The organism is Natrialba swarupiae, assembly GCF_008245225.1.
Lineage (GTDB): Archaea > Halobacteriota > Halobacteria > Halobacteriales > Natrialbaceae > Natrarchaeobius > Natrarchaeobius swarupiae.
Map to the genome: position 1 here is coordinate 31,883 of NZ_VTAW01000002.1, position 15,462 is coordinate 47,344.

Below are 15,462 nucleotides of genomic sequence, written 5' to 3' on the forward strand. Positions count from 1 at the left end.
TCGGGCTACGGCAGTCTCGCGGCGGGTTTCGGGTGCTCGCGCGTGATCGTGACCGGACACTCGGACGGCGCTTGCTGGTCGTCCGCCGAGAGCATGTACTGGGGCCACTCGCGGTCGCCCTCGACACCCCAGTCGCCGAGGTCGGCGTGGGGGCAGACGCCGTCGTACTCCTCGAGGCGGTCCTGGATGACCCCGCGGGCGCGCTGTCCGGCGTCGGTGTCGGCGGTCACGTCGAGGCGTTCGAACAGCTCGCGGGGCTGGAACGTGATCTCGAGACCGATGGGGCAGTATCGACTCTTGCGGTTCTCGTAGAACGGAGCGCGACAGGTTGGGAACATGGGTTCGCCGCCGAGACAGAACTCCCAGTAGGGGTCGTCGGGGTCGGTCGGAATGTCCGCCGGCCAGGGCTCGGGGTCGTGGAGATGTAACGTCTGCAGGACGTGCCAGAGCGCGTCGTGATACTCGCGTTCGGAGAGGGGTCGCTCGGGGGGTTTGAAGAACGTCACCAGCGAGGCCTTGTCGGCGTGGTCCTGATAGACGTCGAGGTACTCGAGGATGCGGTCGCGAAGACTCAACAGCGCCTCGGGGTCGCTCATCGACGGCACCGCAGTGTAGAGTGGATCGCCGTGTTGGACGGATTCGGCGCCGAAAAAGCAGGGGAACGGCGAGCCGTTTCGCTCGCCGAGAAGTCCGGCTTCGAACGAGCGCCAGTGGTCTTCGACCCACGACGGCGTTTGTCCGTCTCGAACCCGTCGGTCGAGGGTCGCCTGGTCCATCAACGACTGGATGCCTGGCTCGTTCATCGTTCGTGTATGCGTTCGACTCGAGCGTAATGACGGTTTAGGTTCGAACCTCGAACGGACGGTGGCTCGAATCACGTTCGTCTACGACCCTCACGTGTCGTTGGGGGAGCCAGAGCAGTGATCGTTCGAAGCTAGGAAGCCGGCAACGTTCGCTCGAGAACGCCATCTCCTGGCGTTTTGGGTTCGACATGACAACCCTTTTCCCCGCAGGTGGAGAAGCCGGGAGTATGTCGGACGAACCCGATTCAAACGGCGGCGCAGACGAGGGCGAGGGCGAAGAAAAATCGTTCCGCGAGCGAGTCGAAGAGATTCGGGAAAAACGCGCCGAAGAAGGTGAAGGCGAGGGAGAACCGCCGGAGAGTCCGTTCGGTGGCGGCGGTGGCGGCCCCGGCGGAATGGGCGGGAATCCGTTCGCCCAGATGATGGGCGGCATGATGGGCGGCGGACCGGGTGGCGCCCCCGGTGGCGCCCCCGGCGGCCCGGGCGGCCGCGGCGACGAGAGCAACGAGGAACTCGTCCGTGAGGTCCGCCAGCTCCGCGACGAGATGCGCGATCAGACCCGTGCGTTAAAACGGATCGCCGACGCCCTCGAGGACGAGTAAGTCGTCCACGCTGGCCGTTTTTCGGATACCAACGACCCCGGAGCGCTAGCGCCGTCGATCGGTTCGACCGAAACCGGCGGGGGTTCGACCGAACTGCTTTTGCAACGCCGGTGGATACGAACAGCCGATGGACGTACTGATCGTCGGTGCGGGGTCGATGGGGACGTGGTTCGGCAGTGCGATCGACGGCCGGGTCGCATTCGCCGACGTCGACGCCGATGCGGCTAGTCGGGCTGCCGACGCGGTCGGGGGGTCGGTCGCGGATCTTCGCGGTGGGACGGAGTACGATGTCGTCTGTCTCGCGGTGCCGATGGCTCACGTTGCCGACGCGGTCGCCGAGCACGCGCCGCGAGCGAAGCGGGCGCTCGTCGATGTATCCGGCGTGATGGGGCCGCCCCTCGAGGCGATGGCCGAGCACGCACCCGACAGGGAACGCCTCAGCCTACATCCTCTTTTTGCGCCCGAACGCGCGCCCGGATCGATCGCCGTCGTCAGCGATCGGTCGGGGCCGACGACCGACACCGTCCGCGAGGCGCTCGCCGACTGTGGAAACGACCTGCTCGAGACGACGGCGACCGAACACGACGAGGCGATGGAGACGGTTCAGGCGTCGGCACACGCCGCAGTGCTCTCGTTCGCGCTGGCTGCCGAGTCGGTTCCCGACGGGTTCGAAACGCCGGTCTACGAACAACTCCGGGCGCTGGCCCAACAGGTGACAGCGGGAACACCACGAGTGTATGCCGACATCCAGCACACGTTCGACGGTGCCGACGCGGTCGCCGACGCCGCATCCGAGATCGCAAGGGCCGATCACGGCGAACTCGAGGTATTGTATCGCGAGGCGTCGAGTCGCTGCCACGACGGCGAGCCGCTGGACGGCGAAGATGGGTCGACGGACGACGAGGATGGATCGACGGACGAACCCACGGTCGGTGAGACCGAATGACCGATCGCCGCGAGTCGATCAGATCGAACGCGAAGTACCTCCGGAACGTGCGGCCGGTCGACCCCGAGGAGATCTGCGAGTACGTCGAGGGGAGCCCACATCCAGCGGTCGTCCGCCAGACGCTCCGCGAGGAGGCAGTCGACCTCGGGTTGATCGAACGCGATGACGGGACGTTCGTCCCCGTCGACGACGAGCCGATCGCCCCGCTCGAGAGGGTGATCCGGGCGTTCCCCGCCGACTACGAACGGCGACTCGAGGACCTGCTGGCCGACCGCTACGGCCCGCGCTGGTACGACGGCGGGAGCGGCGACCTGTTGCGGTCGACGATCCGGCGGTTCAAGGCGGACTACCTCGAGGGGCGTCCGGTCGAGTACGACGACGACGTCGCCGCGGGGTACGCGGTCTACCACCTGCCGGGGTACTACGCCGCGGTTCAGTACGCCCTCGACGACCTCGCGGAGCGCGGTCTGCTGGGCCAGCGCCTTCGGGTCCTCGACGTCGGTGCCGGCGTCGGCGGTCCCGCGCTCGGACTCTTCGAGTCCCTGCCCGACGATGCGCTCTGTGAGTACCACGCCGTCGAGCCGAGCGCGGCCGCGGACGTGCTGTCGGAACTGCTCGCCGAAACCGATCGAAACGTCCACACGACGATCCACCGGACGACCGCCGAGGCGTTCGACCCTCGGACCGTCGACGAGAGCGGGACGTTCGATCCCACGGGTCCGTCGGACGGGTTCGATCTCGTCCTCCTCTGTAACGTTCTGAGCGAACTCGAGGACCCCGTCGCAGTCCTCCGATCGTACCTCGAGACGCTCGCGCCCGACGGGACGGTGCTCGCGATGGCACCGGCGGACAAACACACCAGCATCCAGCTTCGGGAGGTCGAACGCGAACTCGAAGACGAGCAGCTCTGGACTGGCCCGGGTGAGGGGTCCGCGGACGGCGACAGGGTAACCGTCTACAGTCCGACGGTCCGTCTCTGGCCCGGCGAGCGGCCGACGGATCGCGGCTGGTCGTTCGACGTCGGCCCGGATCTCGAGGTACCGTCGTTTCAACGGCGTCTCGACGAGGCGACGCCTGCGGACGACGACGAACACGCGCCGGGCGAGTTCGTCAACGTCGACGTTCAGTACTCCTACTCGCTGTTGCGACGGGACGGGAGCCGGCGGATCGATCTCTCCCTCGAGACGAGCGACTGGGCGAAGATGGCCGAAATGGATCGCCACGTCACCAACCGGATCGATCTCGTCGCGGCGAAACTCAGCTACTCGTTGACCGACGACCGGAACGCCAATCCGCTGTTCAAGATAAGCGACGGGAGCGAGTCGGTCGACCACTACGCGGTGCTCACCGCCGAGACAGCGCTCAACCGGCCGTTGCTCGAGGCGGAGTACGGCGAACTCTGTTCGCTCGAGGGGGCACTCGCGCTCTGGAACGACGACGAAGGGGCGTACAACCTGATCGTCGACGAGGAGACGGCCGTCGATCGGATCGCTTAACCGATCGACTCGGATTCTTGGAGCGCCACCGTAGCGCCGTCGTTCCGAGCAGTGGGCTTTTCGTCTCGGCCTTCGACCTGCAATATATGGGCGATACACTCGAGGTGCTCGTGACGAACGACGATGGTATCGATTCGGCAGGCATCCGTGCGGTCTCCAGCAGCCTCGCCAAGGTCGCGGACGTGACGGTCGTCGCACCCCTCGAGGACCAGAGCGCTACGGGACGGTCGCTCTCACACGAAGTCGACGTCGTCGAACACGAACTCGGATACGCGGTGGACGGAACGCCGGCGGACTGCGTCGTCGCCGGACTTGCCGAACTCGGACCTGTTCCGGATCTCGTCGTTGCAGGCTGTAACCGAGGGGCAAACCTCGGCGAGTACGTACTCGGTCGATCCGGAACGATCGGCGCGGCCGTCGAGGCGGCGTTTTTCGACGTCCCCGCGATCGCCACGTCGATGTACGTCCCGATCGAACGAGGGCCGGTCCACGAGGCCGACCTCGGACAGGAGGAGTACGCCGAGGCGACGCGAGTGACCACGTTTCTCGCAGAGAACGCACTCGAGGCGGGCGTCTTCGAGCACGCAGGCTACCTGAACGTCAACGTCCCGGTCGCCGGTGGGGATCCCGCCCCGGTCGAGATTACACACCCGTCGAAACGCTACGAGATGGACGCCGAACGCGATGGTGAGACGATTCACCTCACGGACCACGTCTGGGATTCGATGGACCCCCAGGTTATCCCCGATCCACCGGGGACGGATCGTCGCGCGGTCGCAGAGGGGCGAATCAGCATTTCGCCACTGGCACCTCCCCACTCGACGAACCACCATGAGATCCTCGAGTCGCTCGCGGAGGCGTACGCCGAGATGAGGGGATCCCTCAGGGCGGACGTGTCGGACTAGTGCCGGCCCAAACCTGAACTGATGGGTCAAATCCTGTTGTGCGGGTCGATTTGACCTATCAGTCGACGCTTGTCGGAGTACTAGTGCGGCCACACGTCGTTGCGTCCTCGTCGGACTGTCGTATGCGGTTTCCAGTGACCGGAAACAGCCTGCGTTCTCGGGAGGACGGGACACCGGACAGAGACACGGTCGGGGGCTGCGTACGGGTGTGTCGAAACAGCGTCCGACAGATAGTCCCGCCTCGACCCCGAGTGCTATGTGGGTCCCGGTCGAACTGTCGAACATGACGACGGTCGACATCGAGTACTGCGTTCCCTGTGGTCATCTCTCGCGCGCGGAAGACGTCCAGCACGTGCTCTTGACAACGTTCGGTGAACGGCTGGATTCGGTCACGCTCTCGACGGGACGCGATGGGGTCTTCGTCGTCCGCGTCGACGAGAAACGAGTCTTCGACGTCGCGGAGGACGAGTACGACGTCGACGAGATCGTCAGACGGGTTCGCAGTCACCTGTAGCCGAATTATGGGCAATGTGAACGTACACCATCTGTGATGGATAATCAACTTGCACCTCGCAAGGCGGCCGCCCTTCCGGGGCGACGGCGTCAGCGAAGCCGTGAGTCGAATGCCAGCGGCACAAATATAAATGATAGTACTGAAGGTGGAGGTAACTGCGTCCCCACAGGAATCGTTTCAGTAAGGTGATCAATACATGGTCTTCAGCACACTTTGGGCCCGTCTCTCGTCTCTCTGGGGGAGTTCATCGACCGGGGAGACGACCGCGGATGGATCCAGTACCGAACCCACAGCGGAACAGATGGAGAACGATGCGGACGACGAAACGCTCAGCTACGCCGAGGAAATCGAGTACGGCGTCGACGAGCGCGAACTTCCGGACGAGGACAAGGTGCTCCGACTCCTCGTCAAACGCGGCGGTCGAGTCGACCAGTCGACCGTCCGCGAGGAAACCGGCTGGTCGAGGGACCACCTCGAGAAAGTCGTTTCGCGTATGGAAGACGACGACCAGATCAGCGCGATCACCGTCGGCCGAAAGCGGGTGATCTGTCGGCGAGGCTTCGAGCCGAAGGGGTATCGCTCACATCTCAACGAGTAGGCGTGTGGCTGTCCGGGTCCGTATTCGGTGTCGGCATGTTCCGGCCGAACTCCTTCCCGTGTTCGGACCGTCCGACTGAGTATGCTCGAACTTGCACTGTTGTTTTTCGTCATCGCAATCGTCGCGGGAGCACTCGGTGCAACCGGCGTCGCCGGATTGACGATGTCGATAGCCAAGTGGCTCGTGTTGCTGTTTCTCGTCCTGGCGGTGGTCTCGCTGTTGCTGTAGCGGACCACGCGTCGATGCTGGCGCGATCCGCTACGGATTGCTGTCCCTGTTCACCGCCGCACCCGGGCCCCGTTTTCGGGGTGAGGCGATACTGACTGACGAGAGACCGTATCACTCGTCGCGTTCGTCCTCGAGTCGCCGATAGCCGTCGACGAGGTGGGGCGGAAGATCCTCGACGTTTGCGTGTACGATCCCGACGACCGCCGCAACTTCGTCGAACCGTTCGCCGCGCTGGGCACAAAACGGATCCGTCGCCCAGTCGACGAACCCTCGTTGTGACAGTAACGGAAGGTGTCGGTGAGCGAGCTCGAGTCGACGTTCGGTCAGATCCGCTGACTCGGCGGGGCCGACGGCCGCGTCGGGAAGTAACACGCGCCGACCGGCCGGCGCGTCGAGTAGCGTCATCAGAAGTTGTCTCCTCGGTTCGGCCGACAGCGCCTCGAACACCTCGTTCCATCGTTCTACCGTCGGCTTCGTGTTCTGGAGCCGTTCGACGGTCATATCTACGGGAAGGACGCTACAATCCAATAGTAATTGCGATATGCAACACGGGCACGAGACAGGTTCTACCTACGGAGGAGCGGATAGACCAGCAGACCGGAGAGGAGGATCACCACGCCGAACCCGAGGACGAGCCACCGATATCCGTCGATAGGGGAGTCGAACGCAGTCTCTGCGAGGTACGTAAACGAGACTGGACCGAGCGTCTGCCCGAGGCGAAGCACGCTCGTCCGCATCCCCATCATTCCCGCCCGGAGTCGATCGGAGACGAACTGGACGATCGTCGTATCGACAGAGGGCATGACGATGCCAAAACCCACCCCGAACGCCAAAAGCGCCGCACCGACGAACAGGGGAGACGGTGCGATCCAGACTCCGAGCAGGCTGACACCGTAGGCGACGAATCCCAGCGCGATCAGTTCGGGCGCGCTCCGCCAGTTCGAGATACGGCCATACTGTGAAGAGACAACCGCGCCAGCGACGGAGACCATCGCCAGCGTCAGCCCGATTTCACCGGAACTGAGCGCGAACTCGTCGCTGAGAAGCAACGGGAGTGCCGTCTGGATCGCACCGTAGAAGACGAAGAAGATGGCGAAAATCGCGGCAAAGATCGCCAGCGCCTGGGGATGGACGACGACGTCCCGCAGTCGACCGACGTAGGTTCTGACGTCGCTCGAGTGAGTACTCTCCGGTTCGGGGAGCGCAATCGCCGCGAACACGCCGACGAGTATCCCAACCCCGAAGAAGAGAAACGGCGCGTTCCAGCGAATCCCAGCGAGTGCGCCACCGATCAACGGATACGCGGCCGCACCGGTCCCGAGCATACTCGAGTTGATCCCCATCACGGCGTTTTGGCGTGGCCCGTCGTAGAAGTCGCCGATCAGCGTGACTGAGAGCGTGACGAGTGCGCTGGCACCGACTCCCTGGACGAACCGCAACGCGAGCAGTTCGGTAAAGCTGGTCGCGAACGCGATGCCTGCACCACCGATTCCGAAGGTAAACAGGAGCGGAACGATGACGCGTCGCCGACCGATCCGATCGGCGACGAGCCCGACGAACGGCGTCAAAAAGATTCCGGGAAGCGTGTAAGCCGTGATGACCAGCCCGATCTGCGCATCTGAGACGCCGAACGCCGGCCGCAACGAGGGCAACACCGGGCTGACGAGTGAAACGCCCATCACGCCCATCAGCGAACTCGAGAGGATGACGTACAGCGCACTGGAGTGCCACGGAATCGACGAGTCACGGGTTTCGGTCTGTTGGGCTCCCATGGCACTCGAGCGTATACGCACCGACCGTCGTGACCGACGTCAAATTGTCGATCTGTCTGAACTCGAGACGCCATTCCACTGCCTCGTGACCGACAGCGGATAGCTTCCGGAAGTGAGTAACTGTAAAATATCGTTTATTTACCCGGTCGGAGCAACTAACGTCTCGACACCAGTCGAACACAGGAAAACGGGAGTTGATACACTGAAAGCCGGCTTAGAACCCTTTTCCAAGCATCTCGCGGGCGATGATGTTCTTCTGGATCTCGGAGGTTCCCTCGTAGATCTGGGTGATCTTCGCGTCGCGGTAGAACCGTTCGACGGGGAAGTCGTTGACGTAGCCGGCACCGCCGTGGATCTGGACGGCTTCGTCGGCGACGTCGACGGCGATCCGGGAGGCGTACTCCTTGGCCATCGAGGCGAGTTTCGTGATGTCCTCGCCCTGGTCGACGTTCCAGGCCGACTTGTACGTCAGGTTGCGGGCGGCTTCGGTGTTCGTTGCCATCTCGGCGAGTTTGTGCTGGATCGCCTGAAACTCCGAGATCGACTGCCCGAACTGCTCGCGGTCCTGGGCGTACTCGAGGGCGGCCCGCGTGGCCCCTTTGGCGATGCCGACGCCCTGGGCGGCGACGGCGGTTCGAGTCTCGTCGAAGAACTGCATCTGTTGCATGAACGCGGCGTCTTTCGTGCCGATCAGGTTTTCCTCGGGGACGCGAACGTCGTCGAAGACGAGTTCGGCGGTGTCGGATGCACGAATGCCGAGTTTGCCGGTGATCTTCTCGGCGGAGAAGCCGTCGCGGTCCGACTCGACGACGATCTGGCTGAAGCCGTTGTACCGGCCCTCGGCGTCGGGATTGGTCTCACAGAGGACGACGAAGAAGTCACCGACGGTGCCGTTGGTGATCCACATCTTGTTCCCGTTTATTACCCACTCGTCGCCGTCTTTTTCGGCGCGCGTCGAGACCGACGAGACGTCCGATCCCGTATCCGGTTCGGAGATCGCCGCGCCGGAGATCTTCTCGCCCAGCGCGACCGGCTCTAAGAATCGTTCTTTCTGGTCGTCGGTGCCGAAGTTCATGATCGCCTCGCAGCCAAACGACGTCGAGACGATACAGAGAGCGATGCCGGGGTCGTACGCGAACAGTTCCTCCGTGATGATCGCCGTATCGAGAATCGAGTAGCCGGCACCGCCGTACTCCATTGGAATGTACGCGCCGGTCAGCCCCATCTCGGCGGCCGCGTCGACGACGTCGTGGGGGTAGCTCTCCTCGACGTCGTGTTCCTCGGCGACGGGGACGATCTCGTTTTCGGCGAACCGCGTGATTTCCTCGCGGATCTGTCGTTGTTCGTCGGTGAGGCCGAACTCCATAGTCGATCGTTATTGATCGCTCGATAAAGACCTTTGTAACCAGATATGAACGTAATTGTAGTTTTTACAATAAGAGAGGGAAACGTTCAAACGGCTCCCCATTGCATATTCACCCATGGAGTTAGAAGATATCAACACCGTCGCAGTTCTCGGTGCCGGGAACATGGGCCACGGAATCGCGGAAGTCGCCGCGATGGCCGGCTACGACGTGAACATGCGCGACATCAAAGACGAGTTCGTCCAGAACGGCTACGAGCAGATCGAGTGGTCGCTTTCCAAACTCGCCGAAAAGGATCGGCTCACCCAGAAAGAAGCCGACGCCGCCCTCGATCGAGTTACGCCACTCGTCGCCATGGAGGAGGCCGTCGCGGACGCGGACTTCGTCGTCGAGGCCGTTCCCGAACAGATGGAGATCAAAAAGGACGTTTACGAGGAACTCGAGTCGGTCGCGCCCGACCACGCGATCTTCGCGACGAACACCTCGAGTCTCTCGGTTTCGGAACTCGCCGAGGTCACGGAACGCCCCGAGCGGTTCTGCGGGATGCACTTTTTCAACCCGCCGGTCCGGATGCAACTCGTCGAAGTCATCTCGGGTGCACAGACGGCCGAAGAGACGCTCGACCTGACCGAAGCGCTCGCCGAAGAGTTCGGGAAGACGCCGGTTCGCGTCCACAAGGACTCTCCCGGCTTCATCGTCAACCGCATCCTCGTCCCGCTCATGAACGAGGCCTGCTGGTTGGTCGACCAGGAGGAAGCGACGATCGAGACGGTCGATTCGACGGCCAAGTACGGGTTGGGGCTTCCGATGGGGGCGTTCGAACTCGGTGATCAGGTCGGCAACGACGTCAGCTACCACGTCTTAGAGTACATGCACGAGGTACTCGGCGAGGCCTACGAGCCCGCGGCGTTGCTCGAGGAGAAAGTCGAAAATGAGGAACTCGGCAAGAAGACCGGCACGGGATTCTACGACTACGAGGACGGCGAGGGTGCCCAGATCCCCTCCGACGAACAGTCCGACCTCGTCGAGGCGCGCCTGCTGGCGACGATGGCGAACGAGGCCGCCAAGCTGATCGGCGGCGACGTCGCACCGCCCGAATCGATCGACGAGGCCACCCAGCTCGGCGCTGGCTTCCCCGACGGCCCCGTCAAACTCGTCGACGAGTACGGCCTCGAGGAGCTCCACCGGACCCTCGAGGAAGCCTACGAGGCAACCGGACACGAGCGGTACGCGCCGGCGAACTACCTGGCAGTACGCGCCGAGGAGGGCGGATTCTACGACGTCGATGATGCGGAGTCGACCGACTTCGAAGCGATCCGCATCGAGTACCCCGGCGAGATGGTCGCTCACGTCGTTATCGACCGGCCCCATCGGATGAACACGATCAGCGGGGAACTGCTCGAGGAGCTCTCGGCGGCGATCTCGACGCTCGAAGCCGACGACGACGTCCGGGCCATCGCGATCACGGGTGCGGGTGAGAAGGCGTTCTCCGCTGGAGCGGACGTCCAGAGCATGGCCGGCTCCGGTACCGACCCGATCGAAGGCCAGGAGCTCTCCCGGAACGGCCAGTCGACGTTCGGCGAACTCGAGGCCTGCGAGATGCCCGTCGTCGCCGGTATCGATGGCTACTGCCTCGGCGGCGGGATGGAACTGGCGACCTGTACAGACCTCCGCGTCGCGAGCGAGCGATCCGAGTTCGGTCAGCCGGAACTCGATCTCGGGCTCCTCCCTGGCTGGGGTGGAACCCAGCGGCTCAGCCGGATCGTTGGCGAGGGGAGAGCGAAGGAGATCATCCTCACCGCCGATCGGTACGACGCCGAGACGATGGCACAGTACGGGTTCGTCAACGAAGTCGTGGATAACGACGAGCTCGAGGAGCGGACCCTCGATCTCGCGTCGGAGCTCGCCGCGGGTCCGCCGATCGCCCAGAAATTCACCAAACGCGCGATGCTCGCGGGACGGACCGACATCGACGCTGGCCTCGAGTACGAGGCGTCGGCGTTCGGCCACCTGCTGACGACCGACGATCTGATGGAAGGGATCACCGCGTTCATGGGTGACCACGAGCCGGAGTTCGAAGGGAAGTAATCGCTCCCTCGACATATATCGGCCGAGAGATGAATAAACTAACGTGGAATGTGGATGGATAATTGGAGTTTAGTGTGGGATTATCGGAAGAACGGCTAACCGAATCCCGATGAATCATAGATATGTTGATAGCTGGTCGCGAGATTTATCACCCAGAGGTACCATTGGTGTCCCGTGGCTCTAATCGATGAAGAGAACGGAGGGAGTTCCCAATGAGTGACGGGTTAGAGGTACTCGTCGTCGACGACGAAGCCCGTCTCGCCGATCTGTTTGCCACGTGGCTCGAGACCGAGTGGTCCGTCGACACGGCCTACGACGGCGAAGAAGCGCTCGAGAAGATGGCGGAGTCGATCGAAGTCGTCCTGTTGGACCGTCGGATGCCGGGTCTGTCGGGCGACGACGTCCTCGAGGCGATCCGTGACGACGGATACGACTGTCGCGTCGTAATGGTGACCGCGGTCGATCCGGACTTCGACATCATCGAGATGGGCTTCGACGACTACCTCGTCAAGCCGGTGTCGAAAGACGAACTCCTCGGGATCGTCGAGGAGGTTTCGGGCCGATCGGAGTACGAGTCGGACATCCTCGAGTACTACGCGCTCGTCTCGAAGAAGGCGTTACTCGAGTCCGAAAAGGCCGATCGGGTCCTCGCGAACAACGAGGAGTACCAGCAGCTTCGTGAGCGTATCGAGGAACTCGAACAACGCGTCGACGAAAGCGTGTCCGGTCTATCGAGTCACGACGACTTCGTCGGCGCATTCCAGGACATTCAACCGGAGAACTGATCGTCGAATCGGAACTCGAAGCGTGCCCCTCCGCTCTCGCTCTCCACGGCGGTAACCGACCACCCGTGTCCGGTAGCCACTTCTCTGACGATCCAGAGCCCGATACCGAGTCCGTCCAACGACGAGGAGACCGACGGATCGAAGAGATGCTCGCAAACCCCTTCGGGAATCCCGGTTCCGTCGTCTTCGACGTAGAACCCTCGTTCGCCCCCGCCGAGCGGTCCGGTTCGGACCGAGAGTCGCGACTGGCCCACGGAGCCGTGCTCGATTGCGTTGCGAAAGAGATTCTCGAGCAAGCGGAGCAGACGCGGCCTGTCGGCGTCGATCGTCATCGTCTCGTCGATCGACAGGGTAGCGTTCTCCGTCGAGACGTGATCCCAGGCCTCGGTCGCGACGTCTTCGAACTCGACCGGCTCCGTCTCGGCTGCCCACTCGCCGCCTCGAGCGATCGCGAGAACGTCCTCGACGATCGATTCCATCCGATCGAGCCCGCTCCGGACGCTCTCGACGTGCTCGAGCGACTCCGTCTCCTCGATGACGTCGAGATACCCCTGTGAGACGCTGAGCGGGTTCCGAAGGTCGTGGCTGACGATCCGCGCGAACGCATCGAGGCGTTCGTTTCGCTCCCGGAGTTTTCGTTCGCGGAGCTTTCGTTGGGTAATATCCCGGATGACGCCGACGGAACCACGGAACGTTTCGTTACGAACGAGGACGGCGATCTGTACCTCACAGGGAATCGTCTCGCCGTCTTTGGTCTCGAGCGTTACCTCGATGGTGTCGGTCGTCTCCTTCCCGTCGCCTTTGAGCAACGACACGATCGTCTCCTCGCCCGCGTCGACGTCCTCCTCGCCGATCAGCAACGAGACGTGCTCGCCGAGCAACCCCTCCCGGCTGTAGCCGGTGATATCGACGAGCGCGTCGTTGACGGTCATGAAATGGCCCTGGTCGTCGGAGACGTACATCCCGTCCCCCGCCGTTTCGACGAGGCGCTCGTAGCGTTGTAGCGCCCGCTCGCGCTGTTCGAGTTGTCCGTGGACCGCGATCGTCTCGAGGACGTAGGAGGCAGCCTCGGCGACGGATTCGATCGTCTTCCGTTCGGCCGAAGACAGCGAGTCGCGTCCGTAGACGACGAGCACGCCGTACAAGTCGTCGGACGTCGCGAGCGGTGCCGCAGCGACGGCGTCGACGCCGCGACCTACTGCGCGGTCGCCAAACGGGGCGACCACAGGGTCGTCCTCGAGCGGTTGCTGGACCTGAACGCGTCGGCTTCGGATCACTCGCTCGAGCAACGGGTGTTCGTCGTTTCCGATCGCGAACGTTCGGCCAAGTGGCCAGTCGATCTCCGTGGATGCCGAGAGCCACGGGACGATCTCCCGCTCGCCGCGGTCGTACTCGCCGACCCAGGCGAACAGAAACCGATCGTTCGCCGTAAACGACTCCCGGAGTACTCGCTCGACGGTAAGTGGCGATCGAACGTCGATCAACTGTCGCCGGACGGACCCGACGATCCGGTCGAGGTCGGCCGGCAGCGGTTCGTCGTCGGGAACTGCCGGTTCAGTCGTGGCGTCGCCTCGAGTCGTCCCGTCGTCGGAACCGACCGCGGCACCGTCCTCGGACGGTCCGTCGGCTTCGATGCGTGCCGTCACGACGTCTGCGAGTCTCGTCGCTGACTCTCCTTGCTCCGACTGGGCGACGACCTCGCCCAGGACGGCCACCGAATCCGCACCCGTGGCGTCCCCGTCACCCCAGTGCACGAACGTTGGAACGCCCGGTGCCTCGGAATCGACGGCGTCGACGACGTCCGGGACGTTCTCGACCGTCGCCGCGTCGACCAGGACGGCGTCGATCCGTTCCTCCTCGAGTCGGGCGACGGCGGCGGACGGCCGCTGTGCGATGACGACGTCGACCGGGGCGTCGGTCAGCGAGAGCGTGACTGACGCACGCGTCGCACGGTCCGTGCTCACACACAAAACTCGCGGTCGACTCATTGTCGTCCCTCTCTGAAACGGGTAGTCATTCTCGGTCCGGCGTCTCTGGCAGATGGTTCTCGTCTGAACGGATTGTTCTTTCGGCACACGATCGGGGGCGGTGGTCGTGGCAGACTCGAACCAGGGGACGACACCCGCGATCGCTCTCGACGACGGCTTTCCTACGATCCCTGCCTGTAGATCAGGTTCCGTTGGATCTCGTTTGCCCCCTCGTAGATAACCGGGATTCGCGCGTCGCGGTAGACGCGTGCGATCCGCCGGCGATCGAGGATCGACCGTCCGCCGTGAAGTTGCATACTGCGATCAGAGACGTCGACGGCCGCCTCCGTCGCGTTCGTCTTGGCCAGTGCCGCCCAGTAGCCCGGACGGTCTCCTCGAGCGACGTTCTCGCAGGCTCGCCAGGAGAGCGCTCGTGCGCGTTCGAAATCGATCAGCATGTCCGCGAGGGCGTGTTGAACCGCCTGAAACTCGTTGATCGTTCGGCCGAACTCCTCGCGGTCGTGGGTGAACGCCCAGGCCTCTTCGATAGCGGCCGCGGCGAGGCCGAGTCCGTGTCCCGAGACGACGACCCGGCCGTGATTGAAGAACTCGGCGAGCATCCAGAAGCCAGCGCCCTCGGTACCGATCAGGTTCTCCTCGGGGATCCGGCAGTTCTCGAACGTGATGTGAGCCTGCTTCGAGGCGCGCATCGCCATCTTCTCGGGGATGTGTTCTGCCTCGTAGCCGTCGGCGTCGGTCGGCACGATGAACATCGAGTGGTTGCCGTACCGATTGGTCTCGTCGTCACCGGTGCGGGCGTAGAGGGTGATCCAGTCGGCTTCGACGCCGTTGCCGATCCAGTACTTCTCGCCGTTTATGACGTACTCGCCACCCTCTTTTTCGGCGCGGGTCTCCATTCCGGCGAGGTCGCTTCCCGTCTCGGGTTCCGATACCGCAAGCCCCGAGAGCTGATCACCCTCGGCGACGGGTCGAACGTACTCCTCGCACTGTTCGTCGGAGCCGTAGTCGTAAGTGATCTCACAGCCGAAACTCGCCAACTGAAGGGTCAGGGCGATCCCTGCGTCGGCGCGGTAGAACTCCTCCGTGAGCGCGAGCAACTTCGGGAGATCGAGTCCGCGACCGCCCCATTCCTCCGGAATGTCTTGTGCGACGAGACCCGCCTCCTGGCCGGCCTCGAGAATCTCGTGGGGGTACTCGCCCGACTGAAAGTACTCGCGGGCGTTCGGTTCGATGTATTCCTCGGCGAACTCGCGGGCCTCGGCTTTGATCTCGCGTGCGTGCTCCGGCACGATGCCATCGTCGAGCAGGTTCATGTCCGTCCACACTACACGAGGCGGAATATAGGCCAGGGTCGGTTCCCACGGTTCCGGACG

General features: G+C 63.5%; 15 protein-coding genes. 9 read left to right on the forward strand and 6 right to left on the reverse strand.

Annotated features, from left to right (window positions below; translation table 11 throughout):
• Positions 1-5: 5 nt before the first annotated feature.
• Positions 6-803 carry a YqcI/YcgG family protein gene (locus FYC77_RS02225; RefSeq protein ID WP_149079877.1) on the reverse strand — a complete coding sequence of 266 codons (798 nt, stop codon included), beginning with the start codon at positions 801-803 and terminating at the stop codon, positions 6-8.
• A gap of 227 nt (positions 804-1,030) precedes the next feature.
• Here FYC77_RS02225 and FYC77_RS02230 point away from each other — a divergent pair, with 227 nt between their 5' ends.
• The 7 genes from FYC77_RS02230 to FYC77_RS02260 all read left to right on the forward strand — a co-directional run bounded on the left by FYC77_RS02230 (position 1,031) and on the right by FYC77_RS02260 (position 6,092).
• The gene (locus FYC77_RS02230; RefSeq protein WP_149079878.1) at positions 1,031-1,405 is read left to right on the forward strand and encodes a hypothetical protein; all 375 of its coding nucleotides are present in this window, start codon (positions 1,031-1,033) and stop codon (positions 1,403-1,405) included.
• A 127-nt stretch (positions 1,406-1,532) separates the two neighbouring features.
• Positions 1,533-2,351: a prephenate dehydrogenase/arogenate dehydrogenase family protein gene (locus FYC77_RS02235; protein ID WP_149079879.1), complete on the forward strand. Its 819-nt coding sequence runs from the start codon at positions 1,533-1,535 to the stop codon at positions 2,349-2,351.
• Positions 2,348-3,847 (forward strand): small ribosomal subunit Rsm22 family protein, encoded by a 1,500-nt coding sequence (locus FYC77_RS02240; protein WP_149079880.1) that lies wholly within the window; start codon positions 2,348-2,350, stop codon positions 3,845-3,847. Before FYC77_RS02235 ends, FYC77_RS02240 begins: the two co-directional genes overlap by 4 nt.
• A gap of 86 nt (positions 3,848-3,933) precedes the next feature.
• A complete protein-coding gene (surE, locus tag FYC77_RS02245; RefSeq protein ID WP_149079881.1) occupies positions 3,934-4,752 on the forward strand; it encodes a 5'/3'-nucleotidase SurE in 819 nt (272 codons plus the stop codon).
• Between the two features lie 283 nt (positions 4,753-5,035).
• Positions 5,036-5,266 (forward strand): SelT/SelW/SelH family protein, encoded by a 231-nt coding sequence (locus FYC77_RS02250; protein ID WP_149079882.1) that lies wholly within the window; start codon positions 5,036-5,038, stop codon positions 5,264-5,266.
• A gap of 196 nt (positions 5,267-5,462) precedes the next feature.
• Positions 5,463-5,864, forward strand: coding sequence for a helix-turn-helix transcriptional regulator (locus FYC77_RS02255; RefSeq protein ID WP_149079883.1), 402 nt, complete (start codon positions 5,463-5,465; stop codon positions 5,862-5,864).
• An 81-nt stretch (positions 5,865-5,945) separates the two neighbouring features.
• Positions 5,946-6,092 carry a DUF1328 domain-containing protein gene (locus FYC77_RS02260; RefSeq protein WP_149079884.1) on the forward strand — a complete coding sequence of 49 codons (147 nt, stop codon included), beginning with the start codon at positions 5,946-5,948 and terminating at the stop codon, positions 6,090-6,092.
• A gap of 111 nt (positions 6,093-6,203) precedes the next feature.
• Here the strand turns inward: FYC77_RS02260 and FYC77_RS02265 are convergent, their stop codons facing one another.
• The 3 genes from FYC77_RS02265 to FYC77_RS02275 form a co-directional block, all read right to left on the reverse strand.
• Positions 6,204-6,593 (reverse strand): hypothetical protein, encoded by a 390-nt coding sequence (locus FYC77_RS02265; RefSeq protein ID WP_149079885.1) that lies wholly within the window; start codon positions 6,591-6,593, stop codon positions 6,204-6,206.
• Between the two features lie 65 nt (positions 6,594-6,658).
• A complete protein-coding gene (locus FYC77_RS02270; RefSeq protein WP_149079886.1) occupies positions 6,659-7,864 on the reverse strand; it encodes an MFS transporter in 1,206 nt (401 codons plus the stop codon).
• 214 nt (positions 7,865-8,078) lie between these two features.
• On the reverse strand, positions 8,079-9,230 hold the full coding sequence (locus FYC77_RS02275) for an acyl-CoA dehydrogenase family protein (RefSeq protein ID WP_149079887.1): 1,152 nt from the start codon (positions 9,228-9,230) through the stop codon (positions 8,079-8,081).
• 115 nt (positions 9,231-9,345) lie between these two features.
• Here FYC77_RS02275 and FYC77_RS02280 point away from each other — a divergent pair, with 115 nt between their 5' ends.
• Positions 9,346-11,316, forward strand: coding sequence for a 3-hydroxyacyl-CoA dehydrogenase/enoyl-CoA hydratase family protein (locus FYC77_RS02280; RefSeq protein WP_149079888.1), 1,971 nt, complete (start codon positions 9,346-9,348; stop codon positions 11,314-11,316).
• A gap of 212 nt (positions 11,317-11,528) precedes the next feature.
• Positions 11,529-12,101 carry a HalX domain-containing protein gene (locus tag FYC77_RS02285; RefSeq protein WP_149079889.1) on the forward strand — a complete coding sequence of 191 codons (573 nt, stop codon included), beginning with the start codon at positions 11,529-11,531 and terminating at the stop codon, positions 12,099-12,101.
• Here the strand turns inward: FYC77_RS02285 and FYC77_RS02290 are convergent.
• Together FYC77_RS02290 and FYC77_RS02295 are read right to left on the reverse strand one after the other, a co-directional pair.
• Positions 12,086-14,089, reverse strand: a complete 2,004-nt coding sequence (locus tag FYC77_RS02290; protein ID WP_149079890.1) for a PAS domain S-box protein — start codon at positions 14,087-14,089, stop codon at positions 12,086-12,088. The genes FYC77_RS02285 and FYC77_RS02290 overlap by 16 nt on opposite strands.
• 161 nt (positions 14,090-14,250) lie before the next feature.
• Positions 14,251-15,402 carry an acyl-CoA dehydrogenase family protein gene (locus FYC77_RS02295; RefSeq protein ID WP_149079891.1) on the reverse strand — a complete coding sequence of 384 codons (1,152 nt, stop codon included), beginning with the start codon at positions 15,400-15,402 and terminating at the stop codon, positions 14,251-14,253.
• Positions 15,403-15,462: the final 60 nt, after the last annotated feature.

Excerpts from the sequence above, each read along its gene's own strand:
- surE (WP_149079881.1), top strand. The coding sequence starts at position 3,934 with ATGGGCGATACACTCGAGGTGCTCGTGACGAACGACGATGGTATCGAT.
- FYC77_RS02230 (WP_149079878.1), top strand. The coding sequence starts at position 1,031 with ATGTCGGACGAACCCGATTCAAACGGCGGCGCAGACGAGGGCGAGGGC.
- FYC77_RS02275 (WP_149079887.1), bottom strand. The coding sequence starts at position 9,230 with ATGGAGTTCGGCCTCACCGACGAACAACGACAGATCCGCGAGGAAATC.
- FYC77_RS02285 (WP_149079889.1), top strand. The coding sequence starts at position 11,529 with ATGAGTGACGGGTTAGAGGTACTCGTCGTCGACGACGAAGCCCGTCTC.
- FYC77_RS02235 (WP_149079879.1), top strand. The coding sequence starts at position 1,533 with ATGGACGTACTGATCGTCGGTGCGGGGTCGATGGGGACGTGGTTCGGC.
- FYC77_RS02280 (WP_149079888.1), top strand. The coding sequence starts at position 9,346 with ATGGAGTTAGAAGATATCAACACCGTCGCAGTTCTCGGTGCCGGGAAC.
- FYC77_RS02295 (WP_149079891.1), bottom strand. The coding sequence starts at position 15,402 with ATGAACCTGCTCGACGATGGCATCGTGCCGGAGCACGCACGCGAGATC.
- FYC77_RS02255 (WP_149079883.1), top strand. The coding sequence starts at position 5,463 with ATGGTCTTCAGCACACTTTGGGCCCGTCTCTCGTCTCTCTGGGGGAGT.
- FYC77_RS02250 (WP_149079882.1), top strand. The coding sequence starts at position 5,036 with ATGACGACGGTCGACATCGAGTACTGCGTTCCCTGTGGTCATCTCTCG.
- FYC77_RS02260 (WP_149079884.1), top strand. The coding sequence starts at position 5,946 with ATGCTCGAACTTGCACTGTTGTTTTTCGTCATCGCAATCGTCGCGGGA.
- FYC77_RS02240 (WP_149079880.1), top strand. The coding sequence starts at position 2,348 with ATGACCGATCGCCGCGAGTCGATCAGATCGAACGCGAAGTACCTCCGG.
- FYC77_RS02265 (WP_149079885.1), bottom strand. The coding sequence starts at position 6,593 with ATGACCGTCGAACGGCTCCAGAACACGAAGCCGACGGTAGAACGATGG.
- FYC77_RS02225 (WP_149079877.1), bottom strand. The coding sequence starts at position 803 with ATGAACGAGCCAGGCATCCAGTCGTTGATGGACCAGGCGACCCTCGAC.
- FYC77_RS02270 (WP_149079886.1), bottom strand. The coding sequence starts at position 7,864 with ATGGGAGCCCAACAGACCGAAACCCGTGACTCGTCGATTCCGTGGCAC.
- FYC77_RS02290 (WP_149079890.1), bottom strand. The coding sequence starts at position 14,089 with ATGAGTCGACCGCGAGTTTTGTGTGTGAGCACGGACCGTGCGACGCGT.